This is a genomic window from Providencia sp. PROV061 (genome assembly GCF_011045655.1).
In the GTDB taxonomy this organism is placed as follows: domain Bacteria; phylum Pseudomonadota; class Gammaproteobacteria; order Enterobacterales; family Enterobacteriaceae; genus Providencia; species Providencia hangzhouensis.
In genome coordinates, this window is sequence record NZ_CP042861.1 from 3,140,983 (window position 1) to 3,166,080 (window position 25,098).

General features: G+C 39.9%; 18 protein-coding genes and 1 pseudogene. 8 read left to right on the forward strand and 11 right to left on the reverse strand.

Going from position 1 to position 25,098, the window contains the following annotated elements:
• A pseudogene (gene yccS, locus FVA72_RS14420) lies at positions 1 to 2,249 on the forward strand (YccS family putative transporter).
• Positions 2,250 to 2,347: 98 nt separating this feature from the next.
• Here yccS and FVA72_RS14425 read toward each other — a convergent pair.
• Entirely contained in the window at positions 2,348 to 2,962 is a 615-nt protein-coding gene (locus FVA72_RS14425; RefSeq protein ID WP_094960708.1) for a TfoX/Sxy family DNA transformation protein, read from the reverse strand.
• A gap of 231 nt (positions 2,963 to 3,193) precedes the next feature.
• Here FVA72_RS14425 and sulA point away from each other — a divergent pair, with 231 nt between their 5' ends.
• Entirely contained in the window at positions 3,194 to 3,715 is a 522-nt protein-coding gene (gene sulA / locus FVA72_RS14430) for an SOS-induced cell division inhibitor SulA (protein WP_036957904.1), read from the forward strand.
• 355 nt (positions 3,716 to 4,070) lie between these two features.
• The gene (ompA, locus tag FVA72_RS14435; protein ID WP_004256113.1) at positions 4,071 to 5,162 is read left to right on the forward strand and encodes a porin OmpA; all 1,092 of its coding nucleotides are present in this window, start codon (positions 4,071 to 4,073) and stop codon (positions 5,160 to 5,162) included.
• Between the two features lie 171 nt (positions 5,163 to 5,333).
• Here ompA and matP read toward each other — a convergent pair whose 3' ends face one another.
• Complete coding sequence (gene matP / locus FVA72_RS14440) at positions 5,334 to 5,801, reverse strand: macrodomain Ter protein MatP (protein ID WP_004256123.1); 468 nt, start codon at positions 5,799 to 5,801, stop codon at positions 5,334 to 5,336.
• Between the two features lie 173 nt (positions 5,802 to 5,974).
• On the opposite strand from matP, the gene FVA72_RS14445 reads away from it, so the two are divergent.
• The 3 genes from FVA72_RS14445 (at position 5,975) to fabA (ending at position 8,711) form a co-directional block, all read left to right on the forward strand.
• A complete protein-coding gene (locus tag FVA72_RS14445; RefSeq protein WP_071585857.1) occupies positions 5,975 to 6,151 on the forward strand; it encodes a GhoT/OrtT family toxin in 177 nt (58 codons plus the stop codon).
• Positions 6,152 to 6,359: 208 nt separating this feature from the next.
• A complete protein-coding gene (locus FVA72_RS14450) occupies positions 6,360 to 8,096 on the forward strand; it encodes an AAA family ATPase (protein WP_110591468.1) in 1,737 nt (578 codons plus the stop codon).
• Positions 8,097 to 8,192: 96 nt separating this feature from the next.
• Entirely contained in the window at positions 8,193 to 8,711 is a 519-nt protein-coding gene (fabA, locus tag FVA72_RS14455; RefSeq protein ID WP_004256129.1) for a bifunctional 3-hydroxydecanoyl-ACP dehydratase/trans-2-decenoyl-ACP isomerase, read from the forward strand.
• A 130-nt stretch (positions 8,712 to 8,841) separates the two neighbouring features.
• On the opposite strand, the gene rmf is transcribed toward fabA, so the two are convergent.
• The 6 genes from rmf to rlmKL all read right to left on the reverse strand — a co-directional run bounded on the left by rmf (position 8,842) and on the right by rlmKL (position 16,895).
• Positions 8,842 to 9,012, reverse strand: coding sequence for a ribosome modulation factor (gene rmf / locus FVA72_RS14460; RefSeq protein WP_004256131.1), 171 nt, complete (start codon positions 9,010 to 9,012; stop codon positions 8,842 to 8,844).
• Positions 9,013 to 9,362: 350 nt separating this feature from the next.
• Complete coding sequence (pqiC, locus tag FVA72_RS14465) at positions 9,363 to 9,917, reverse strand: membrane integrity-associated transporter subunit PqiC (protein ID WP_004256133.1); 555 nt, start codon at positions 9,915 to 9,917, stop codon at positions 9,363 to 9,365.
• Positions 9,917 to 11,566: an intermembrane transport protein PqiB gene (gene pqiB, locus FVA72_RS14470; protein WP_110591467.1), complete on the reverse strand. Its 1,650-nt coding sequence runs from the start codon at positions 11,564 to 11,566 to the stop codon at positions 9,917 to 9,919. The genes pqiC and pqiB overlap by 1 nt, the downstream gene beginning before the upstream one ends.
• On the reverse strand, positions 11,563 to 12,837 hold the full coding sequence (gene pqiA / locus FVA72_RS14475) for a membrane integrity-associated transporter subunit PqiA (RefSeq protein ID WP_071585858.1): 1,275 nt from the start codon (positions 12,835 to 12,837) through the stop codon (positions 11,563 to 11,565). Before pqiA ends, pqiB begins: the two co-directional genes overlap by 4 nt.
• Positions 12,838 to 12,867: 30 nt before the next feature.
• Positions 12,868 to 14,775: an ABC transporter ATP-binding protein gene (locus FVA72_RS14480; protein WP_110591466.1), complete on the reverse strand. Its 1,908-nt coding sequence runs from the start codon at positions 14,773 to 14,775 to the stop codon at positions 12,868 to 12,870.
• 11 nt (positions 14,776 to 14,786) lie between these two features.
• The gene (gene rlmKL, locus FVA72_RS14485; RefSeq protein ID WP_110591465.1) at positions 14,787 to 16,895 is read right to left on the reverse strand and encodes a bifunctional 23S rRNA (guanine(2069)-N(7))-methyltransferase RlmK/23S rRNA (guanine(2445)-N(2))-methyltransferase RlmL; all 2,109 of its coding nucleotides are present in this window, start codon (positions 16,893 to 16,895) and stop codon (positions 14,787 to 14,789) included.
• 98 nt (positions 16,896 to 16,993) lie between these two features.
• Here rlmKL and FVA72_RS14490 point away from each other — a divergent pair, with 98 nt between their 5' ends.
• The gene (locus FVA72_RS14490) at positions 16,994 to 18,109 is read left to right on the forward strand and encodes a YcbX family protein (protein WP_110591464.1); all 1,116 of its coding nucleotides are present in this window, start codon (positions 16,994 to 16,996) and stop codon (positions 18,107 to 18,109) included.
• 125 nt (positions 18,110 to 18,234) lie between these two features.
• Here FVA72_RS14490 and FVA72_RS14495 read toward each other — a convergent pair whose 3' ends face one another.
• The 3 genes from FVA72_RS14495 to pepN form a co-directional block, all read right to left on the reverse strand.
• A complete protein-coding gene (locus FVA72_RS14495) occupies positions 18,235 to 18,780 on the reverse strand; it encodes a cell division protein ZapC (RefSeq protein ID WP_110591463.1) in 546 nt (181 codons plus the stop codon).
• A 271-nt stretch (positions 18,781 to 19,051) separates the two neighbouring features.
• Positions 19,052 to 20,062 carry a quinone-dependent dihydroorotate dehydrogenase gene (pyrD, locus tag FVA72_RS14500; RefSeq protein WP_036958164.1) on the reverse strand — a complete coding sequence of 337 codons (1,011 nt, stop codon included), beginning with the start codon at positions 20,060 to 20,062 and terminating at the stop codon, positions 19,052 to 19,054.
• A gap of 324 nt (positions 20,063 to 20,386) precedes the next feature.
• Positions 20,387 to 23,005, reverse strand: a complete 2,619-nt coding sequence (gene pepN, locus FVA72_RS14505) for an aminopeptidase N (RefSeq protein ID WP_110591462.1) — start codon at positions 23,003 to 23,005, stop codon at positions 20,387 to 20,389.
• Positions 23,006 to 23,549: 544 nt separating this feature from the next.
• Between pepN and pncB the strand changes: the two genes are divergently transcribed.
• Positions 23,550 to 24,764, forward strand: coding sequence for a nicotinate phosphoribosyltransferase (gene pncB, locus FVA72_RS14510; RefSeq protein WP_110591461.1), 1,215 nt, complete (start codon positions 23,550 to 23,552; stop codon positions 24,762 to 24,764).
• Positions 24,765 to 25,098: the final 334 nt, after the last annotated feature.

Sequence of the window (25,098 nt, forward strand, 5' to 3'; positions counted from 1 at the left end):
ATGACAAAATACGGTTGGCTTGATTCCAAACGGTTTTTTATTCCTTGCAAACAAGCTATCCTATATAGATTAGGGCTTGTCTTACCTTTGAGGTACTTTGTGTTAACACTGCTTACCAGTTATCGTCGTGTGCTATATAACAGCCATTTTTTATATTATATCCGAATATTTATAGCCCTGACAGGCGCAACCTTAGTGCCGTGGTTGTTAAACCAAGAGCCTAAAATCACCATCCCACTGACATTGGGTGTGGTTGCTGCAGCACTAACTGACTTAGATGATAGGCTAACTGGCAGAATAAAAAATTTAATTATTACACTTTTTTGTTTTTTTATTGCATCAGTTTCTATTGAACTACTTTTTCCCTACCCTTTATTTTTCTTTTTTGGCCTCGCATTTTCTACCTGTGGCTTTATTCTTCTTGGCGCTTTAGGGCAGCGATACGCAACCATCGCATTTGGTGCGCTGTTAATTGCCATTTATACCATGCTCGGCGTACCCATTTTTGATACTTGGTACCAACAACCTGCATTATTACTCACAGGGGCAATTTGGTATAATATTTTAACCTTGATTGGGCATATCTTATTTCCTGTTAGGCCATTACAAGATGCAATAACCCAATGCTATCAGCAACTTTCAGCTTATCTAGATGCAAAAGCCAACTTATTTGACCCTGACTTAGAAGATGACTACCAACGCTCAGTTTATGATTTGGCATTAGTGAACAGTCACTTGGTCAGTACCATGAACCAAGCAAAAATTGCATTACTGAGTGGTTAAAAGGAGACCGGGGACAAAAAGGTACCCGAAATTCGCTACAATACTATTTTGTTGCCCAAGATATTCACGAGCGAGCAAGCTCATCTCATATACAATATCAACAACTTAGCCGTACTTTACGTCATTGTGATATTTTATTTCGTTTCCAACGCCTATTAACTATGCAAGCGAGAGCCTGCCAGCAAGTTGCTCAATCTGTTTTATGGCGTAAACAATACCAACATAACCCTCGTTTTGAGCGTACTTTCACTTACATTGAAAAATCGCTACAGCTACTAAAACAGCAATCGCCTGAGCTTCATGAAATTAAGGCCCTATATAACTTACTTAAAAACTTAAAAGGAATTGACGTCCAACTGAAAGGCCTAAGCCTTGAGCAGAGTTCATGGCAGCAAAATAATAAGCAAATAGAACAGTTATCTGACGAATCGTTATCAGGTATTAGTGATATTATTTCGCGAGTTAAGCACCATTTAACACCAAAATCCTCTTTATTTCGCCATGCAGTAAGAATGTCAATTCTCCTTTGTACTGGCTATATCATCATCCAACTATTTGATATGGAAAGAGGATATTGGATATTACTCACGAGTTTATTTGTATGCCAACCAAACTACAGTGCCACTAAACGGCGCTTAGCCCTTCGCATAATAGGAACTATCGTTGGTATTCTTATTGGCTTACCTTTGCTGAATTTAATCCCCTCAATGGAAGGGCAACTTACGCTAATCGTTATTTCTGGTTTACTGTTTTTTATGTTTCGCAGTAGTCAATATGCCCAAGCAACATTATTCATCACACTTCTCGTTTTGTTTTGTTTTAACCTACTGGGCGAGGGGTTTGATGTTGCACTTCCACGGATCATTGACACATTAATTGGTTGTTTTATTGCATTACTTGCAGTGAGTTTTATTTGGCCAGACTGGAAGTTCCGCCAACTTCCCCAAGTCATTCAAAAAACTATGGATAGCAACTGCCGCTATTTAGATGCTATTTTACAACAATACTACCAAGGTAAAGACAACCGCCTTGAGTACCGAATTGCACGTAGAGATGCACATAATAATGATGCAGAGTTCGCTTCTATTGTGTCCAATATGGCTTCTGACCCTAAGTCTTATCGAATCACCCAAGAACAAGCTTTTCGCCTACTCTGCTTAAACCATACCTTACTCAGTTATATTTCTGCATTAGGCGCACATCGTGAAAAAATGCAAAATGAAGGTAACCTTTCATTACTCAACGACGCAATTTGCTATGTTGAATCGTCGTTACAAATCACCACCATTGACCCACTCGTTATTGATGAAAAATCAGATAAGCTTCGCCATAGTTTATTAAACCGAATAGATAACATTTCAACTAGTGATGACGAAAAAACGTTACTTATCATGGAACAAACTAAGTTATTACTCGAATTAATCCCTGAGATAAAACAGATAATTCGAACCATTAGTGCGTCATAAATATACCGATGAGCGGGTATTAAAATCCTAAATACCCGCCCATTTCATATCGCGTAATGTAATATTAATTATAATAATAACAGTCGCTTTCCGCAGGTTTAGGCTGATGTCAACTCAAAACTATTATACCAAGCAATTAACTCTTGTTTGATATCCTTGGGTAAAACAGCACTATGACACCCTTCTATTGCAGCGGCTAAGCCAATGAGTAACTTAATACTTGGGTTATTCCTACCATGTTTTTTTAGCTTCATAAAACAAGCCTTTGCCCCCATCATACGCAGCTCATCAACATGCGATACTCCGATTTTCCCTAGTGCGCGCTCAACCGACATATTCATATTAGGCAAATCTTTTATGCGCATAGTCATTGATTGCTTTTGTTTTAATTCCTCGATAGCTGAACGGTACGCCAACTCAATATATTGGAGAAACAAGGACTCGTCATGCCAAACTTGTTCCGAAAGTAGATAGTAGCGCATTTCCAATGGAATGCCTTTTTTACTATAAACTAACCGATTGAACCCTGACGCTTCAAAGTGACTTCTTGCCACTAAGCAGCCACGCAAATAAAAACAACCGTCGAGTACCAATCCTACAATGGCATCATCGACTAATAGACAAAATCCACCAAAATGATTTTTGCGTTTTAGCTCGCCAAACTGACTTAACAAACGAGATAAATAAAAAATTTTTTCTTCTTCTAACAACATTACCAAACTCCTTTTTGGGTATGCTCAATTTTCATCCTTGAGAAAAATAATTTTATAACTTCTTTTTTTACAGATAATTACGCATAACTAATTTTGAGAGCTTCCATAAAAAATGCCAAGAAGAATGCAGAAAAAAACAACAAAGTTGCGAAGCGCTTTGAAAAAATAGTCTTGATATTGGATGGATATACAGTTACTGTATGTTCATACAGCATTGTAACGAGGTAAATTATGAGCATCTATTCTTGGAACAACTCAACAGAACATTCTCTTAATAATTACGCACAATCAATCCCTGCGACAGGGCTTACTAACAGCTCTATGCAACAAGGTATGGTGAGCGAGCTTGTTTACGATGAAAAACACCCTATTATGGATTACATTTTGTTGCCAATGCTTCGCCAGTTTGGGGTTCAATCACGCTGGTTGCTCTGGTTAAGCCCTAATAAGAAACTCAGTAAGCACTGGTTAGAACAATCAGGAATACCAACTCATAAAGTTATGCAATTAAACCATATGGAAGATATCACTACGATTGGCGCCATGGAAAAAGCACTAAGAAGTGGTAATTACAGTGTGGTTTTAGGGTGGCTACCTGAAATAAGCGAGCAAGATTTTGTTCGCTTGCAATACGCAGCTCAAGAAGGCCGTTCTATCGGTTTAATTATGCGCCCACAGAAAACGTTTAATATGATTAATACACTAGCAGGACAGCCAAACCACTTAAAAATTCATTCAAATCATTACCACTAGCCAAGATTAAGAATTTTCTTACTAAATTTAACCTTTAGAAATATTTTCCTCTAAAGTTAAATTAAATGTATTGTAGATCAATCAGATAGATAAAAAATAATCATTACAGAAAATATACATATCTCTCTGATTTATACACTAAAAAAATACTTTTTTTAACGATTATTGCTCACTCTACTTGTATCTTTTTAAGTTCGTTGTAGACTTTAGCTTGTTCGGCTTATGGCATTATTTTTTTACTTTTATTATTTTTTTGTAGATAATGTCTGCGAAACCTAGCAAGTAAATTAAACCAATGGCATATAATAAGGCTCAGCGAAGCCAAGCCAATATTGGATGATAACGAGGCGTAAAAATGAAAAAAACAGCTATCGCAGTAGCAGTGGCAGTAGCAGCTTTTGCAACCGTTGCACAAGCAGCTCCAAAAGATAACACTTGGTATACCGGTGCTAAATTAGGTTGGTCTCACTATGAAGACACTAGCCTGAATCCAGCAAAAACTGGTACAGACTATGCAGGTTGGGGCACTGTTGGTAACAGCACTGACCGTGACACAATCGGTGCAGGTGCCTACGCTGGTTACCAATATAACCAATACTTAGGCTTCGAGCTTGGCTATGATTGGTTCGGTAAAATGAAATACAAAGGCGCTGGTAACAGCGGTGACCTGAAATCTATGGGTGTTTCATTAACTACCAAATTAAGCTATCCAATCATGGATGACTTAGATGTTTACACTCGTTTAGGTGGTATGGTTTACCGTACAGAAGCTAAAGCTCACCAAAATGGCCAACGTTTCAAAGAAACTGACACTGGCGTTGCACCTGTATACGCATTAGGTCTTGAGTATGCAATCACTCCAGAGTGGGCTACTCGTTTAGACTACCAATGGGTTAGCAACTTAGGTGATAAAGACAACATCGGTACTCGTCCAGACAACGGCATGCTGAGCGTTGGTGTTGCATACCGTTTCGGTCAAGCTGATGCTCCAGTTGTTGCTCCAGCTCCAGTTGTTGAGCCAGCAGCTCCAGTTGTTGAAAACAAACGTTTCACACTGCGTTCAGACGTTCTGTTTAACTTCAACAAAGCATCTCTGAAACCAGAAGGTCAGCAAGCTCTGAATGAACTGTACAACGAACTGAGCAGCATCGACCCAACTCAAGGTCGCGTACTGGTAGTTGGTTTCACTGACCGTATCGGTTCACAAAACTACAACCTGCCACTGTCACAGAAACGTGCTCAGTCAGTAGTTGACTACTTAGTATCTAAAGGCGTTCCAGCTAGCGCAATCGCTGCAGAAGGCCGTGGTAAAGAAGATCCAGTAACTGGTAACAAATGTGACAACGTTAAAGGCCGTGCAGCTCTGATCGAGTGTTTAGCGCCAGATCGTCGCGTTGAAATCGAAATCCAAGGTACAACTGAAGTTGTAACTCAGCCAGGTGCTTAATTCTTAGCCCTAGTTTGAATTTCGAACTGAAATACAAAAACCCCAATTAATATTGGGGTTTTTTATTACTAAAAATAATAGACACGATACAAAAATTCATTTTTAAAATTAAACTTCCCGCAATCATGTCATATAGCTTGAACTACCAGCACGGATCCTCACAGATCTTCTTTAATTATCTTTTTCCTTTGGTGTTCCAAGGATCGCTTGCAAATCTTGTTTTAATGAGCTCATTTGGCTTTCATATTTATCTTTATGTTCCGCATCTTCAATCAACTGAATAATAGTTTCAGACAACGTTTTATTACGCTTCACAGCAAGATTAGACAAACGCTGCCATACTGAAAAATTTAAATCTATTGATTTCTTACGTGTATGTGGATGCTCGGCATTGAAATGACGCTTACGCCTCGCCCGAATACTCTGTTTCATTCGGTTATCAAGCTCTGGATTCATATGCTGAGTGATCCACTTTAGTACATCAACCGGTCTATTTTCCATTTTTAGCAGCAAGTCTATGGCTTCTTTTTCTGCGCTTCTTTCTATATAGCGGGTAATTGCTTCGCCACCTCTTGCTTTATTGACGAGGTATTCCCATTTCCAGCCACATTCAAGATTTTCAAGCTGCTGATATTTCATAATTTTTCCTGAAGAAAATTGAACCTATTTTTATATTAGCAAGATTATAAACAAAATACTCATGCAGATATTCGATTTAGTGGAATATTCACTTTTTCAATAAAGAAGGTAAGCCTACCTTGTAAAAATAGTGTACAATCCGCCCCTATCTGTTAACAAATTAATAAAACTGCATGTCCACATTTGAATACATACTCGTCATCTATGGGATTGGCGGTGTATGCGCAATGCTATTTACCCTACTCGTAACAAAAGATCCAAACTTTTTTATGCGCCTACTGAGCGCCATACTTATTGGCTTAACTTGGCCAATGACACTACCCATTGTATTTATGTTTTCGTTATTCTAGTCGATAATTCAACAATTATTGCTGCAAGATTGCCTATCAAAGGCTAATATAACAAGCTTGCCCATTGGGTAATGAATTAGCCTGAAATTTGTTTATAAAACAAACAATGCTATTTAGCAAATTTATTAAATAAACCTTTTTCAGGCATATACGCCCAGCTTACTGGCAGGCATTTTATTTATAACTCTATTAATAGCAGATAATTATAGTGATCAGTCAAGAACTAACATGGCAAGGCCTAATTCCTAACTTATCGTCATTTCAGACGAAATTTGTATCTTCAGAAACGTTGACCCCTGCAATTTTATCAGACATTCAGCCTAGGCTATCTGATGGCATACAACATTTTGTTGATGAATTTGCCCAAACGCGCTTTATGTTTATCAAGTCTGATGAAAGTGAGACATATCTTAGCCTTTATGCTAATGCAATTACCCCATTACTGGCAGAGATAAATACTATTGATGGTGACTATCAATTATCTGAAGATAACCGCGTTTTCCAGTGGGAAAATGGTGTTACAAGCCGTTTTTCTTCTCGTGATAAAATAGCTTACCGTAATTGGATAGAACCCGAACAATTATTTGGCTATGTTACCCCTTCCTTGAATTTAGTCCCAGGCTTACTTCACCAAATCAATGGTGGCATATTAGTTATCGCTGCTAGCACATTAATTAATCAACCTTTAATGTGGGCTCGCCTAAAAAATATGGTTAACCGTCAACAGCTTGAATGGCTACCTTATTCGGATAATCAACCTTTACCCATTGAAATTGAGCCACAGCCTTTAGAACTTAAAGTCATAATTGTTGGTGACCGACTCGCTCTAGAAGAATTTGAATTTACATCACCAGAGTTATTTAGCTGCGCTATTTATGGCGAATATGAGCCTGTTATGTTCTTCGAAGATGAAGAACAATTGGCCTTATGGATGCGTTATATTAAATCCATTATTGATTCCAATAAATTACCGAATATTTCTCCGGATGGGTGGCTTCCTTTTATCCAACAAGCTGTACGTTACTGTGAGGATAAATTTAATCTTCCTCTTGATAATCTTTGGTTAGTTCGCTCCCTTGTAGATGCCAGCCATTACCATGTCAACCATTTGCTCACTAAAGAGTCATTTAACCAAGCTAACGAAAATCGCCAATGGCGCCATAGTTTCCTAGCAGAACGTACTCAAGATGATATTTTGCAAGAACAGATCTTTGTTAAAACCGAAGGCGAAGTTATCGGCCAAGTTAATGGTTTATCTGTTTTGCAATACCCGGGGCACCCTGACGCTATTGGTGAACCTTCTCGAATTACCTGTGTCGCCCATTTAGGTGATGGCGAATTCACTGACGTAGAACGCAAAGCAGAGTTAGGTGGTAATATCCATGCCAAAGGCATGATGATCATGCAAGCCTATTTAAATTACGAGCTTAAATTAGAGCAACCTCAACCTTTCTCAGCCTCTATCGTCTTTGAGCAATCTTATGGTGAAGTTGATGGTGATAGCGCATCACTCGCAGAGCTGTGCGCTTTAATTAGTGCATTAGCACTACAGCCTATTGACCAGCAAATTGCTATCACTGGTGCGGTTGACCAATTTGGCTATGTCCAACCTATTGGTGGGGTGAATGAGAAAATTGAAGGTTTCTTTGATATCTGTGAAAAACGCGGGTTAACTGGCAACCAAGGTGTCATCATCCCAATGGCAAATGTCCGCCATTTATGCACCAAATCTGCTGTCGTTGAAGCCGTAAAAGAAGGCCAATTCCATATTTGGCCCGTTGAACATGTCGCCCAAGCCATTACTTTACTCACTAAACAACCTTACTTTGAACAGCAAGCTGAAGAGGAAAATGTACACCTGTTAGCTTTAATTCAAGAACGCATTAATCAAGCAAATTCACCGGATAAGGCTAGACTTCCTTGGTTCTTAAAATGGATGAGTTAAGTAAAGATTGCGTAAAAAATAGCAGATCGGAGTTGTTCAGCGTACAAGTGTAAGCTATCCTGTAGCCCTACACATAATAAAGGCTATCTTAAGAACATGGTTGATAAACGCGGATCCTACACAAAAGATGATTTAATTGCTTCTGGTAAAGGCGAATTATTTGGAGAAAATGGTCCTCCACTGCCATCAGGAAACATGTTGATGATGGATCGCATCGTCAGTATGACTGAAGATGGTGGCACATTTAATAAAGGTTATGTGGAAGCTGAACTGGATATTAATCCAGACCTTTGGTTCTTTGGCTGCCACTTTACAAACGACCCTGTCATGCCTGGCTGTTTAGGCCTTGATGCAATGTGGCAGTTAGTTGGCTTCTATCTTGGCTGGCTTGGTGGTGAAGGAAAAGGACGTGCTTTAGGCGTTGGCGAAGTTAAATTTACAGGCCAAGTCCTCCCTACTGCGAAGAAAGTCACTTACCGCATCAGCTTTAAACGCGTGATCAACCGTAAGCTGATCATGGGGTTAGCAGATGGTGAAGTCTTAGTTGATGGTAAATTAATTTATACTGCAACAGACTTAAAAGTGGGTCTTTTTAAAGACACGAGCGCATTCTAAGCTTTGAAATGCAAACCTCCGCAATGGCGGAGGTTCTTAAATTGATTGATATCTTTAACTTAAAAACCCGAAAATACTCAAATAAACGAGTACAGGCTATTTAACCTAAAAGATTAAAAGAATGTGGGGGTTACACTACCGCTATGGTTCGATCCTCCATCGCCTTTCGCCAACCACCTAGCCAATGCGACCGAGCATCTACTGCTTGATATGGGCACAGTTCTTTAGAGCGCCCTGCTAAACCTGCTTGATAACCTCTTGATAAAGCTCTTTCTAAACGGTCTCGCTTCTGTCTTTTCATGCCTTACTTCCCTCATCATTTAAATGGAAAAGAAAACAGCACCTACTATTTTTTAATAGGTACACTATAGAAATAGCGCCCGTTGATAAAAAAATCAAGTAAAGATTTTCATATATTTGTCATAAATAGCATAAATGTGACTTGTATGTGGCAATTAATATAATCTATTGATTTTAATCATAAATAAAAATATCCTTTTATTTATCATCATATTAGAGAACAAAAGAATTTATCATTCACTAATATATAAATTAAAAATATATCTATATTTAATAAAAATAATAATGCACCTAAAATATATAAACCATATATATTAAAGGTGCATTTAATATAAAATACTTAGGTAATAACTAGTATTTATCTATCTCTTTCGCAATACTCTCAGCCACTTGCTGCCAGCCCATCGATAACGTACGGACCAACTCCGGGTAACCATCTTCATTTTGATCTAATTGCACATCAAAATTACGGCGGATCACGTTGTTATTATGAGAGTAAGTCCAAAAGCCTTGAACTAATACTTTACCGTCATACCGCCCATTAAAGGCCGTTAAAGTGATATCGAGCGTATCCGGCGAGTTCTGTAATGGCTGCAAAGAAACTAGTTTTTCAGGTAATGCCGCAGATAATTCTCTCACCATCGACTGCCCAAGCTGTTGTTCTAATGGGCTAGCCCATAAGTGTGTACTCGCATTAGTATAACTGACATCTGTCGTTTGGTAAGTAATACCATTTGACGTCAATACATCCGATAACATGATGCGCTGTAACCATACTTGGCCTTTATCCATCACCTCTGCAGATTGTGTCTGAGGAGTTTTCATTGGCAATTGATAATACTTTTTCTCAGGAGTACTACTACAAGCCGCCAATAATAAAACAAATATCGATAATAAATATCTCATTATTTTTTCACTCCTTTAGGCTCAACATCCTTCGTTGGCTCAGCTTCAAAAACTAATGCGTTACTCTTATTATTTAAAGTACGTAAAAGTGGCTGAACTTCTCTCAATACTTGGTCTAAACGCTGCATGTTATCCACCATTTTATTATAGGCTGGTGAACCAGGTTGGAAACCTTGCATTGCACGGTTCATTTCTTGCAGTGTTTTTTGCAAGTCATGAGGTAAATTTTGGAACTCTTTACTCGCCATCACTTTGTTGAGCTGTGCCAACATGGCATTAGCTTCTTTAACAACTTTCTGCCCTTCTGCCAATGTTTGTGTGGTTTGATTAAGCATTGGTTCAATTGGCATATTGTTAATTTTATCCAACACTGCAATGACTTTTTGTTGAATTTGCGCTAACCCTGCACTGGTTGTCGGGATAATTTTATAGCCAGCAACTACAGTTGGGCCTTTATAAGGCTCTGCATTTTGCACAAAATCCAAATCAACAAATAATGCGCCAGTTAGCAAGTTTCCTGATTTTAATGATGCCCTTAAGCCATCTTTCAAGGCTAAATTTAATTCATTTTTCAAATTAAAATTCTTACCGACATCTTTAGAGAAACGCTCTGGCTCAATGTGAATCAAAACCGGAATTCTAAAGTCATTATCCAGTGATTGGTCTAAACCTTCCGTATAAAAAGGCACTTGTGCAACGGTACCTAAACGAATACCACGGAACTCTACTGGCGCTCCGGGTTGCAGGCCTCGCACTGAGTCTGAGAAAAACAAAACAAAATCTTGATACTGCGTATACAAGGAATTTTGAATACTACTTTGGTTATCAAACAGTTGGAATTCAGTATTTTCCTTCACATTTGCACCTGGAACCCACCCTGTTGGAACATCAAAACTCACACCACCAGTCAGTAATGTGGCTATTGAGCCCATTTCAACGTGAACACCTTGGGATGACATATCAAAAGCAATACCGCTATCTTTCCAGAAACGTACATTTGAACTAATCAATTTGTCATAAGGCGCATTGATAAATAATTGGTAGCGCATATCACGCTTGTTCATATCAAAGTCACTGGTTTCAACAGAACCAACTCGGTAACCACGGAATAATACTGGGTCACCTGGGTTTAGTTGCCCTGCCTTATCGCTCACCAATACAACACGAATTCCCTTAGCATCTGGTGATGCAAGAGGCGGAGTATCCAATAAGGTGAACTCGAAATGTTCTTTTGCCGCTAACCCCGGTTGAAGCTCAATGTAAGCACCTGAAAGTAATGTGCCAAGACCAGTGACACCATCTCGCCCAATTGTCGGTTTTACAATCCAAAACGCGGAATCGGTACGCAACAATTCCTTCATTTCATTATTCAAGCGCGCTTTTATAATCACTCGACTAAAGTTGTCATCAAGTGTCACGCTTTCCACAACGCCAATATCAACGCTGCGACTTTTAATTTTCGTTTTACCCGCTTCTATTCCTTCAGCATTGTAAGTGATTAATGTCACTTCAGGGCCTTGGTTGCTAAAGTGGTAAAATAAAACCCAAGCACCAAGCAAGAGCGTCACTATTGGGATCACCCATACAGGCGACCAACTTTTTAGCTTGCTAATTTTGGCATTGGCCTGCGGTGTTTCTTTTTCAGTCACCCGATGACTCCTTCTTGTTCAACAGTATTTACTGCATTTTTTCTTTCACAGCGATCCCAAGTTAATCTAGGGTCAAAGGTCATCGCTGCAAACATTGTGAGAATAACAACCACACCAAAGAAAATAATCCCCATAGCAGGGACAATATTCATCAACTGCCCCATTTGAACCAAAGAGGCTAAAATAGTGATAACAAATACATCTATCATTGACCAACGACCAACATATTCCACCAACTCATAAATAAAATGCATACGATGTGGGTCACGATTACCGTACCCCTTGGAATCTAGGCAAAGCCATGCAATTCCTATCATTTTCAATGTAGGCACCATGATACTGGCCACAAAAATCACCATGGCAACAGGGTATGACCCGTCTTCCCACAACAAAATGACTCCGTCAATAATGGTCGAGTTTAATGCGGTTCCCAACGTATTTGTGGTCATCATTGGCAGTACGTTAGCAGGGATATACAACATAATTGATGTCACTAAAAGTGCCAAAGTCCATTGTAAACTTTGGTTTTTCCGTACACTACCATGGGAGTGACAACGTGGGCATTTTGATTGTTCGGCAGGTAAAATCGCCGTACACACAAGACATAAACGTACATCTTGTTTAATACCCGTCTGGCCCACGATTAACGGCTTATCTAATTTCGGAGCCGCTTCAATTCGGTTCCATAGCCAGTGACGATCTAAGCATTGAAAAGCCCTTACTTGCAGCATGCAGTACGCGCAATAAGGTAAAAAGCTTAACCCGATGCCAATATCGCCGTAAGCTATCAATTTAACAAAACTGACTAAGACCCCCGCTAGAAAGATCTCAGCCATACACCACGCTTTCATTTGGAACAGTATACGGGTGATCACCACTTTAATACCTTTAGGAATATGAACTTGCAACCCTAAAAGGATAATGGTGACCATACAAAATGCAGGAATAATCAATGAAAAGAATAGAAAAAATAGTGCCAGACCGCTATAACGCGTGGTTGCTATAATTTCAATGATTTGGAATAGTGAAATTTCATTTTCAATCCCTGCGGCGCCCATCTTAACAAAAGGGAACAAGCAGGCAACAAACAGCATAATTAATGCACTGAATGCATATGCTGCCGGCTGCTTATACGGATATCGCCACTTTGAGACCAATGTGGTTTCGCAGCGTGGACACGTTGCCTTGCTCCCTTGTTCCAACTCAGGAACTGCAACCAACATGTCACACTGAGGACAAAGCACATGTTCATGAGACGCATGGTTGCACAAAGTGTATTTGCTCCTTTAATTAAAACGTAATTAGCCGTTTTTCAGCAATTCTAGCTCTTGCCAACGGTCAAATGCTTGCTCTAGTTCAGCTTCTTTTGCAGCTAGCTGACTCAGCGTTTTTTCTGTTACATCATGTGGTTGATTGAAAAAATCGGCATCACCAACTTGAGTTTGCAATGTTTCAATTTCACTTTCAAGTTGTTCCAATTTTGCTGGCAATTGTTCCAATTCACGTAATAAATTGTAACTGAGCTTATTTGAACGTTTTACCGTTTCTTTCGGTTTCGTCTGTTTATCTTGGGCAGTCACTTTACCCGTTTGTTCTGCTTTCAAACTCACTGTTTGTGCTTTTTGCTGCTGAGCATCGTAATATCCGCCCGCAAAACGCTTAATAACCCCATTACCTTCGAAGATCCAACATTCTGTCACACTGTTATCAACAAACTCTCGGTCATGGCTAACCAATAAAACCGTTCCTTGGTAACCATCAACTAGCTCTTCGAGTAACTCTAAGGTTTCGACATCAAGGTCGTTAGTCGGTTCATCGAGGATCAATAAGTTACTTGGTTTTAGGAATAAACGCGCAAGCAACAAGCGGTTACGCTCACCACCAGAAAGCGCCCTAACAGGAGTCATCGCACGTTTTGGTGGAAACATAAAGTCTTGTAAATAGCCTAAAACATGGCGTGGCTTGCCATTGACCATGACTTCTTGTTTGCCTTCTGCCAAGTTATCCATCACGGTTTTATCTGGGTCCAACGCCGCACGATGCTGGTCGAAATAAGCAACTTCCAACTTAGTCCCACAATGAACTCGTCCGCTATCTGCTTGTAAATCCCCTAGCATTAAGCGCAATAATGTTGTTTTACCACAACCGTTTGGCCCAACTAGCGCGATTTTATCGCCACGTAATACTTGAGCTGAAAAATCTTTTACCAGTACTTTATTATCAATCTGGTAATTCACATTTTCCATTTCGAACACAATTTTGCCAGAACGGGCTGCTTCACCCACTTGCATTTTCGCTGTGCCCATCACTTCACGACGCTCTGAACGCTCTACGCGTAGCGCTTTCAGCGCACGAACACGACCTTCGTTACGAGTACGTCGCGCTTTAATACCTTGGCGGATCCACGTCTCTTCTTGGGCTAATTTACGGTCGAATTCTGCATTTTGCATCTCTTCAACACGCAATGCTTCTTCTTTATTCACCAAGTAGTCATCATAATTACCCGGCCAAGAAGACAGCTGCCCACGGTCTAAATCAATAATACGTGTTGCCATATTACGGATAAACGAACGGTCATGGGAGATAAATACGATGCTGCCTTGGAAATCTTTTAGGAAGTTTTCCAGCCAAAGAATTGTTTCTATATCTAAGTGGTTGGTTGGCTCATCTAAAAATAGTACTCTTGGGTTACTCACTAACGCACGGCCCAAAGCGGCTTTACGAAGCCAACCGCCTGATAGTGAAGACAGTTCTGCATCCGCAGGTAAACCGAGTTTTTTCAGCACATCACTGATACGAGAGTCCAGCAACCATAAATTGTGGTTATCTAACACCTCTTGCAATTCAGCCAATTTATTTAGATTTTTTTCACTCGGGTCGGTTTCGACCTCTTTTGCAACATGGTGATAATCTTTGAGGTACTGAGCCTGTTCTGCAACACCTTCAGCCACAAAATCAAAAATAGTGCCTTCAATATTACGCGGTGGGTCTTGCTGCAAGCGTGCAACAACTAAATCTTGCTCATAAACCAATTGGCCATCATCTAACGGCTGTTCTTTCGTTAACACACGCATTAACGTTGATTTACCCGCACCATTGCGGCCAACCAAACATACACGTTCGTTATCTTCGATATGAATTTCGGTATTATCCAGTAATGGGGCATCACTAAACGAAAGGTATGCACCCGACAAATTAATTAAAGCCATTGATTCTATCCTTACTCTGCGTGGCTAATTAGCCAGCAGTTATGTATTTGGCGGTTACGAGCAAAATCTTCTGACAGTGTTTTCGCTGTGATTTCTTGTGCTTGTAATCCTAATTCTTTAATTGCTTCAAGATCCATTTTGAAACCGCGTTTGTTATTAGAAAACATTACGGTTCCACCACCGCGTAATAACCGCTTTAGGTGGGTAATCAATTGGATATGATCTCGTTGTACGTCAAACGTACCATCCATGCGTTTTGAATTTGAGAATGTTGGGGGATCAATAAAGATCAAATCAAATTGTTCCCGGCTATTCGCCAGCCAACTCAAGCAATCCGCTTGAATTAAACGATGTTGGCGACCTGTTAGCCCATTCGCTTGTAGGTTTTTCTCAGCCCACTCAAGATAAGTGCGTGACATATCTACGGAAGTGGTGCTTTTCGCGCCGCCAAGCCCTGCATGCACAGTGGCAGTGCCGGTGTAACAGAACAAATTTAAGAAATCGGCATCTTTACTCATCTGGCCTAACATTTTACGGGCAATACGATGGTCAAGAAATAACCCTGTATCCAGATAGTCCGTCAAATTCACCAACATTTTCGCATTGTATTCTTGCACTAAAAAGAAATCGTCTTTTTGCGCTAATTTCTCATACTGTTGCTTGCCTTTTTGGCGCTGGCGCGTTTTTAACACTAGCTGATTCGATGTCAGTTCTAGCACATTCATTGTTGCAGTGATCACATCAAATAGGCGTTGACGAGCTTTGCGTTCATCAACGGTTTTCGGTGGCGCGTATTCTTGGATCACCACTTTATCGCCATAAATATCAACCGCAACATTGTATTCAGGTAAATCAGCATCATAAACACGGTAACTATCAATGCCTTGTTGTTTTGCCCATTTACTTAATTTCTTGATATTTTTACGTAAACGATTTGCAAAATCAGGTGAAATTTCCGCTATCGTTTCTGATGGCGTAGCCGCTAGCTGGTAGTTTTTCTGGACACAATCTAAAGGACCATTCTTAGCTTTAAATTCACGCTCTGAACGCAGTTGCAAACAGCTGAGTAACTCAGGAGAAGCACTAAAAATCGATAAACGCCAACCAGGGAAGCGTGCCTTCACGATCCGCCCTAACTGGCTATGTAGCGCAATTAAAGCAGGCTCACTTTCTAAACGCTCCCCATAAGGGGGATTGCTAATAATCGTGCCTAACGCATCGGCCTTAACTGGGTTTTCCAATGCAGCGGCATCACCTTGCTTAAAGGTGATTAAATCTTGTAACCCTGCACGGCGCGCGTTCGCACGAGCCATTTCCAGTACGCGCTTATCGATATCAAAACCATAAAAACGCGATGTCGTTTCTTTCAAACCTTGGCGGAAACGCACTTGCGCTTCCGTGGTTAGTTCACGCCAAAGTTCCGCGTTAAATTTCGACCATGCATAAAAGCCCCAATGCGTACGGTGTAACCCGGGGGCTTTATCTGTTGCCATCATTGCGGCTTCAATTAACAAGGTTCCTGAACCGCACATTGGGTCGACCAAGGGTGTTCCTTGCTGCCAACCTGAACGGTTGATAATTGCGGCTGCCAGCGTCTCTTTTAAGGGGGCTTGGCCTGCCAAATCACGGTAGCCACGAATATGTAATGAATCACCACTTAAATCGAGTGCTACACTGGCTTTTTCTTTATTAAGGTAGACGTTGATGCGGATATCCGCTTGCTGGCGAGCGACATCAGGACGTTGGTCTAGCTTGCGTACGAAGCTGTCTACGATAGCATCTTTCACTTTCAATGCACCGTATTGGCTGTTGCGAATTTCTTCGTTAGTCCCTGTAAAATGAACAACAAAGGTATCATTGACGGAGAAAATCTCACTCCAGTCGATTGCTTGTACACCGAGGTACAAATCTAAGTCACTGTAGACGTCAAAATCATTCAGTGGCAATAAAATACGCGATGCCAGCCGACTCCACAGTAGGCTTTGGTACATCACACGTTCGTCGGCCTGAAAATAGACACCCCCTTGGGCCACTTTGCATTGGCTAGCGCCAAGCGATTCTAATTCCGTTTTCAGTAGTTCTTCAAGGCCGCGAGCTGTGCTGGCAAACAGAGAATTCATAGTATTTATTACCAATTTGGATGAAAAATTGTTGCGCATTATAGCTAATCTTATGCAGTTGTCATAAAGTTGCTACGCACAATTATAAGGATTAAAAAATGATAACGCTTTCGCGCCTTTACACACACCCAGTTAAATCTATGCGAGGAGTTCGTTTATCCCACGCCTTCGCTGATATTAGCGGTTTGACTTTTGATCGTAATTTTATGGTAACCACGCTGGAAGGTAAATTTATTACGGCGAGAAAATATCCACAAATGTTACTTTTTACACCGGTAATGCTCAATAATGGTCTTCACTTGCGAGCACCAAATGGCGAAAGTGCGACGGTATTGTATCAGGACTTTGATGAGAAGCAGAGCCCTACTGAAGTTTGGGGCAATCATTTTCATGCACTTATTGCACCTGAAGCGATAAATAGCTGGTTAAGTACTTTTTTTGACGAACCGGTACAACTACGCTGGCTAAGCCCGCAGCTTTCTCGTCGCGTCAAAGAACACCAAGATGTGCCGATGTCTTTTGCTGACGGCTACCCTTTCTTACTGATCAACGAAGCTTCTGTCCAAGAACTGCAACGCCGTTGCCCTGCCAGTATTAAATTAGAACAGTTTCGTGGCAACTTAATTATTACAGGCGCCAAGCCTTTTGAAGAAGATACATGGAAAACCATTCAAATTGGTGATGTCATCTTTACATTAGATAGGCCATGTAGCCGATGCATTTTAACTACCGTTAGCCCAGAGAAAGGGATCAAACATCCCCACAGTGAGCCACTTGCGACATTACAAACCTTCCGTTCAGATGAAACAGGGGATGTCGATTTTGGCCAAAATGTGATTATTAAAAATACCGGTGTTATTCGTGTTGGCGATACTCTGACGGTATTAGAAACTAAACCAGCAAAACAGTATTTAGTTCAAGAGCGGGAAAGTGACCTAGCAGCTAATAGTTTAAATACTCAAGCCAATAAGGTCAGTTTAGTTTTTGAAGAAACAGAATATACCGGTGATAACCAAAATGTGATCCTGGAGCAATTAGAATCCAATGGTTTAACTATCCCTTATTCATGTCGAGCTGGCATCTGTGGTCGCTGTAAAATTAAACTTATTTCAGGGGAAGTCACCCCGTTAAAACAAAGCGCCATTAAAGAAAACGGTTATATACTCGCCTGTAGTTGTATCCCGAAAACATCCGTTAAATTAGCGTTTAATTAAGCGTTGATTTTGCTTTTTAACACCATCAAGGTTTCAATTCTACGATGGTGTTAAACGCTCAAAACTAGATTAATTAGCAAAAAAACTTTTTGTTTCACTATTCTTTTTTGATCTCTAGCGATCATTTAAATAGCATTACCGTATAATTGACGTTTCACTTTAGATGAATATTCAAGCATGCGATCGTTCATGATCTTAATTGGATCGCAAAATCGTAAAGTTCGATCGGGTAATTCTAAAATTGGTTCCGCTAATAAACATAAACTCGCAGAAGGGCCAGCCTCAGCAATAATAAATGTGGAATAATGGTTCGTATTTTCTAAACACACTTGAATTATTTGCCCCTGCTTAGGCGCATTAATATAGTGAAATGAAGAAAAGTACCAACTCTTTGGCATCTGTGGCTTTAAAAAACGAAAAGCAACTAAACTATTTAAGACTAATTCAGCTCTTTCTTCTTGAGTAATATTTAGCCTTTTAGCCTGCTCATCAAATAAATAATATTCACCTGCATCTTCGATACTAAAAGGCATCTCATTACGAGCAAAAACCGTTAGCATCTTAGCAGGAAAACATGAACGAAATATCATGCCGTTGGCGAGATCTAACATCACCCTATTATGGTCATGATCAAAATACCAACGCCAATGATCATCAGGTTTAATATTCATAAACGATCCTTTAGCGATTTACCGGTAAATAAAGTAGAAATGATCTCTATAATGATCCTTTCTAAATTTACTCTAAGGCTATTTTTATATGCTAAAAATTGGATCTGCTAAATAAGAAGATGCGTTAGAAATAACTGGATAATATTGTTATCTAAATAGCAAATCTACTGAAAATTGAGTTCAACTTGATACAAAAATAGCCACTATTAGCAATATAGTTTAAAAGGGGGAATAAATAAACCCCCTTGATACGTAAATTTACAATTTATTACTAGATATGATTAACAATATCTTTAATTAATTTTGGCCCATGATAAATAAAACCAGAATAAATTTGAATTAAAGAGGCACCCGCTTCCATTTTTTCACGCGCCGCGGTAAGGGAATCAATTCCACCTACTCCAATTATTGGCAGCTTTCCATTTAACTCACGTGAAATAATCTTAATAACTTGTGTACTTTTTAATTGCACAGGACGGCCACTTAACCCACCAGCCTCATTACAATGATTTATCCCTTGAACCAAAGAACGATCTAGCGTGGTATTCGTTGCAATAACGCCATCAATATTATGCCTAACTAGGCTATCTGAAACTTGGATAATTTCCTCTTCAGATAAATCAGGCGCAACCTTTACAGCGACAGGTACATATTTTTGGTGCTGTAATTGTAATTCCAGTTGTTTTGCTTTTATGCTACTTAATAAATCATCTAGTGCTTCGCCATATTGTAATGTACGCAAGCCTGGCGTATTTGGTGAGGAAATATTAATAGCAATATAACCTGCATGAGCATAGACCTTATCCATGCAAATTAAATAGTCATCTTTACCTTGTTCAACAGGTGTATCTTTATTTTTACCAATATTGATACCAATGACCCCGCCGTAATTCGATTTTTTAACATTCTCAACAAGGTTATCGACACCTTTATTATTAAAACCCATCCGGTTAATTAAACCTTCTGCTTCTACAAGCCGAAATAACCGCGGTTTGTCATTACCAGACTGTGGACGAGGAGTTACCGTACCAATTTCTATAAACCCAAAACCCATTGCACCAAATGCATCAATACATTCACCATCTTTATCTAAACCCGCGGCGAGCCCTAGTGGGTTTTTAAAGGAAAGCCCCATGCATTGAACGGGTTTAGTGGCAACAGATTGGCGAATAAGACATTGGAAAGGGGAATGGTTCAAACGTTGAAGCTGGCGAAAAGTCAATTCATGAGCTTTTTCAGGATCGAGCTGGAACAGTGCCTTGCGGGCAAGATGATATAACATATCCAATAACCTATTTTTACTAGTGCGTTTCAATAAAATAGACATTATGTCGCGCGCCAAAACCCTCGCCAAAGACTGATTGCCGAGTTTTCACTGTGCGAACTATTTTTCGTCGGATAAAACGCGCTATAGATTACCCTATCTCACCGCGCTTTTACCATGAAAAAATCAATAAAAATTCATTTGCCTGGTTTTTTGGGGGAAAACAACCACTTTATGACAGTTATCTCTCATTTAATATTCCATTATTGTCATAAACAAATAAGCCGCTAAATTAAATTTTAGCGGCTTATTAAAACCAATAATTGGTTAGCTATATATAAATCAGCTTTCTAACGCTTTGGTAATTTTTTCAAATAGATCACCAGAAAGGTTATCGAGCGCTTTTAATTGCTCAAGCACTTTGCGCATCTGTGCTTGGCGCTGTTCATCATAACGTTTTAAACGGATCAACGGCTCGATCAGCCTCGAAGCCACTTGCGGGTTACGTGTATTCAGATCGACTAAAATTTCATACAGGAATTGGTAACCACTGCTATCTTTCGCATGGAAATTAACGGGATTCCCTGCTGTAAAAGCACCGACAAGTGAGCGAACACGGTTAGGGTTACTCATGCTAAATGAGCGGTGATTCAATAATGCACGTACATTGGCAAGCGCTTCTTTTGCAGGGTTTGCCCCTTGCAATGTAAACCACTTATCCATGACTAACCCGTCATGGTGCCAACGCTCATCAAAGTCTGCCATTAACTGTTCTTTACAAGCTAACTGTGATTCATTAGCGGCTGTCAATGCGGCCAATGAATCAGTCATATTATCGGCAGATTGGTATTGTTCCAGCACTAATTTATTCGCCAGTTCGCTATCATCACCCGCCGCTAAGTATTGCAGGCAAATATTACGCAATGAACGTTTAGCAATATCTTGGTGATCAACACGATAGCCATCAATATTAATGGAGCGATAAACGGTGAGAAGCTCATCATGCATTTCTACTGCTAAATGATGATGGATAAAATTCACCACTTCGTGGATCGCTACCGGGTCAATAACCGTAAATAATTCTGCAAGTTCATTTTCGGAAGGCAACGTTAAGATCAAGGCGACTAACGCAGGGTCAATCGAATCACTTAATAATACACCGCGAAAAGCATCAACCACAGGCTCAGGTAAAACTAAAGTCTCGCCATTTTGATAGTGAGCCACGTTAATTTTTACATAATTATTAATGAGTTGCTGAGCAGCATCCCAACGAGCAAATTCATTGCTTGCATGCTGCATCAAGAAAGCTAATTGCTCATCTGTGTAGTTGTAATCTAATTTTACAGGGGCTGAAAACTCACGCAATAAGGAGGGAACTGGGCGACTTGTCACCTCATCAAAAACAAACGTTTGAGTTTCTTGCGTAATGTTTAGCACTGAATTTACCACACTACCATCACGTTTTAGCGTAATAATTCCACCTTGCTCATCATAGAGCTCAATATCCAATGGGATATGTAATGGCAGCTTTTCAGCTTGATCCGCTGTAGCTGGCGTCATTTGGCTAACATGTAGCGTATATTGCTGTTTTTCTGGTGAATATTCATCACGCACAGTTAAAACTGGCGTCCCTGATTGGCTATACCAACGACGAAATAGTGATAAATCAACATTTGACGCATCTTCCATCGCCTGCACAAAATCGTCACAGGTTGCCGCACTGCCATCATGGCGATGAACATAAAGTTGTATTCCCGCTTGGAACATTTCCTCACCGAGCAGCGTATGGATCATGCGAATGACTTCAGACCCTTTTTCATACACTGTTAAAGTATAGAAATTGTTCATTTCAATGACTTTGTCAGGGCGGATCGGGTGCGCCATTGGGCTTGCATCTTCAGCAAACTGGGCTGAACGCATCACTTTAACATTGTTGATACGGTTAACAGAGCGAGAGCCTAAATCAGAGCTAAATTCTTGATCGCGGAAAACAGTTAACCCTTCTTTTAAGCTCAATTGGAACCAGTCACGGCAAGTGATACGGTTACCAGTCCAGTTATGGAAGTATTCGTGACCAATCACAGATTCGATATTCAGATAGTCTTTATCCGTCGCTGTCTCACTTTTAGCTAAAACATATTTAGAGTTAAAGACATTCAAACCTTTATTTTCCATGGCTCCCATGTTGAAGAAATCAACGGCAACAATCATATAGATATCAAGGTCATACTCTAAACCAAAGCGTTCTTCATCCCATTTCATGGCATTTTTAAGGGACTGCATTGCCCATGGTGCACGGTCTAAATTACCTTTATCAACAAAAAGTTCTAACGCAACTTCACGGCCACTACGAGTCACAAAGGTGTCTTTTAAAACATCAAAATCGCCTGCGACTAAGGCAAATAAATAACTTGGTTTTGGGAATGGGTCCTCCCATTTCACCCAATGGCGGCCGTCTTCTAACTCACCTTCTGCGATACGGTTACCATTTGATAATAAATAAGGATAACGTGATTTATCCGCTGTAATTGTGGTGGTATAGCGAGCCAACACATCTGGTCGGTCTTGGTAATAGGTAATATGGCGAAAACCTTCCGCTTCACATTGTGTGCATAACGCCTCACCTGAAACATATAGACCTTCTAACGCTGTATTTTTTTCAGGGCTAATTTCATTCACAATCCGCAGTGTAAAAGATTCAGGTAATGATTCAATAATCAATTTACCTTCAGATTCTTTATAGTTTTTCCACGCTTTGCCATCGACTTCAATACTGACTAGTGATAAATCTTCGCCATTGAGTTCAAGTGTTGATGACTGAGAGTTAAGGCGTTTTACCTTGCTTATTGCGGTAACGACTGTCTTCACTGGGTCAAGATTAAAATCGAGGTCAATTTCTGTAATTGTGTAATCAGGTGCTTGATAATCCTGACGATATTTCGCTTGTCTTAGCTGGGTCATAAGTAACCTTTTAATTCGTTATATTCAATATCGTACTACTTTATTACTTATACAATACTATAAGCCACAATAATGTGAATGGATTTGAGAAACATTTTCATCAAAAAATGTTATCTATTTTTATGGCAATGTTAGCTTTGTATGTCACACCCTGCTTAACTTTGTTAAAAATTCGTTTGTTTGTTGGTGCTATAGTACTATTAAATATTTTATAGCGTGTTAGTATCTTTTCGTGATTAATGCTTTTTGTCTATTTCTATGGAACATAATACGAATAAAACGTATTTATTTGATTTTATAGTAATACAAAAAGGCAATGCGCGAATTTAGGTTGCCGTGCTCCTTGAAACCAAGTGGTAGAATAACACTTCTATCTTTTGCTAAAGTGGGTATACTTTTGCAACTTTAACGATTTAGCTAACGACTATTGCTGCTTTTATCTCATTGTGACTTTTTGAAAAATCAAACAGGTTTTAAGGGAAACAAGAGTAAAAATGAATAGCATTAGTGGTAAAGATAAGCTCCGCGAGGATGTCTGCGTGCCATGAATTTAGACGCTACACCAATTATTACATCACTGCTTGATACCGATGCTTACAAGCTTCATATGCAGCAGGCCGTTTTCCACCGTTACCACCAGGTACCGGTTGTCGCTGAGTTCCGCTGTCGTAGCAGTGAGATCTTAGGTGCTTACGCCAATGAAATCAGGCAACAAATTCAGTTGATGGCTAACTTATCACTTTCTGATAATGAACTGAATTTTCTCCGCCGCTTACCTTTCTTCCAAGAAGACTATCTTACGTGGTTAAAATCATTCCGCTTTAACCCTGAACAAGTCGTTGTCAGTACCACCGACGAAGGCCAATTGGCTATTCGAATTAGTGGGCCTTGGCGTGAAGTGATCATGTGGGAGGTACCACTCCTTGCATTGGTCAGTGAAATCATCCAAAAAGATAGGCACCCAAACATTCATCCTAGTGATGCTGTTCAGCAACTTAAAAAGCTGTTAAATGTTTTTTATCAACAAGCTGATGAGCACCAACTTGATTTGTCTAACTTTAAGCTCATGGACTTTGGGACACGCCGCCGTTTCTCCTACGATGTGCAATCCGCCATTGTTTCAATGCTTAAACAAGAATTTCCTTATCTTGTGGGGACGAGCAATTACAAACTTGCTCACGAGTTAGACCTAGCCCCTGTTGGCACACAAGCCCATGAGTGGTTCCAAGCCCACCAGCAAATCAGCCCTGAATTGGCAAATAGCCAACGCGAGGCATTGCAGAGCTGGCTAGATGAATACCCTAATCACTTAGGTGTCGCATTAACTGACTGTATCACCATGGATGCCTTTTTGCGTGATTTTGATGCTAACTTTGCGAACCGCTACCAAGGGTTGCGTCATGATTCAGGGGACCCGATCGAATGGGGTGAAAAAGCCATTGCTCATTACCAAAAATTGGGTATCGACCCTATGAGCAAAACACTGGTGTTCTCTGACAGCTTAGACTTACAAAAAGCACTTGAATTATATCGTTATTTCCACCAACGGATTAACCTTGTTTTTGGTATCGGCACTCGTCTAACCTGCAATATTCCGAATGTTACACCGCTAAATATTGTGATCAAATTGGTAGAGTGCAATGGTAAGCCTGTCGCTAAGCTCTCAGATAGCCCAGGAAAAACCATTTGTGAAGATGATGAGTTCGTCAATCAACTCAGAAAAGCGTTCGACCTACCTAAAATGGAAAAAGCCAGCTAATTAAGTCACTTTTCCCTAGCTCTGAGTAAGAATTTGCACTTTTCTTGCCCAGAGCTTCAAAACCCCCTTTTTCTTTTATTCACTTACTATTACTATAGCTTTTAAGCTCAATAACCACGCTTCGCTTCAACAGAAATGTTTTATCGCGATTTTTTACTTGTTTCCTAATAAATGGCAAGTAACATAGAGCTTTGGCCCCTGAAAAATGGGATTTCGTTAATATCCCTACTTTAACTATTTTAATCGCCATAAACCGATGACATTTTTTGAATAATATTCATAGATATAAGCGGTCGAATGGATTTAAAACAATTTGAATTACATCCTAAATAAT

Coding starts and splice junctions, on each gene's coding strand:
- pepN (WP_110591462.1), bottom strand. CDS start 23,005: ATGACCCAGCTAAGACAAGCGAAATATCGTCAGGATTATCAAGCACCT.
- matP (WP_004256123.1), bottom strand. CDS start 5,801: ATGAAATATCAGCAGCTTGAAAATCTTGAATGTGGCTGGAAATGGGAA.
- FVA72_RS14495 (WP_110591463.1), bottom strand. CDS start 18,780: ATGAATATTAAACCTGATGATCATTGGCGTTGGTATTTTGATCATGAC.
- FVA72_RS14425 (WP_094960708.1), bottom strand. CDS start 2,962: ATGTTGTTAGAAGAAGAAAAAATTTTTTATTTATCTCGTTTGTTAAGT.
- fabA (WP_004256129.1), top strand. CDS start 8,193: ATGGTTGATAAACGCGGATCCTACACAAAAGATGATTTAATTGCTTCT.
- FVA72_RS14480 (WP_110591466.1), bottom strand. CDS start 14,775: ATGGCTTTAATTAATTTGTCGGGTGCATACCTTTCGTTTAGTGATGCC.
- pyrD (WP_036958164.1), bottom strand. CDS start 20,062: ATGTTATATCATCTTGCCCGCAAGGCACTGTTCCAGCTCGATCCTGAA.
- pncB (WP_110591461.1), top strand. CDS start 23,550: ATGAATTTAGACGCTACACCAATTATTACATCACTGCTTGATACCGAT.
- sulA (WP_036957904.1), top strand. CDS start 3,194: ATGAGCATCTATTCTTGGAACAACTCAACAGAACATTCTCTTAATAAT.
- rmf (WP_004256131.1), bottom strand. CDS start 9,012: ATGAAAAGACAGAAGCGAGACCGTTTAGAAAGAGCTTTATCAAGAGGT.
- FVA72_RS14490 (WP_110591464.1), top strand. CDS start 16,994: ATGATAACGCTTTCGCGCCTTTACACACACCCAGTTAAATCTATGCGA.
- FVA72_RS14445 (WP_071585857.1), top strand. CDS start 5,975: ATGTCCACATTTGAATACATACTCGTCATCTATGGGATTGGCGGTGTA.
- ompA (WP_004256113.1), top strand. CDS start 4,071: ATGAAAAAAACAGCTATCGCAGTAGCAGTGGCAGTAGCAGCTTTTGCA.
- pqiC (WP_004256133.1), bottom strand. CDS start 9,917: ATGAGATATTTATTATCGATATTTGTTTTATTATTGGCGGCTTGTAGT.
- rlmKL (WP_110591465.1), bottom strand. CDS start 16,895: ATGAATTCTCTGTTTGCCAGCACAGCTCGCGGCCTTGAAGAACTACTG.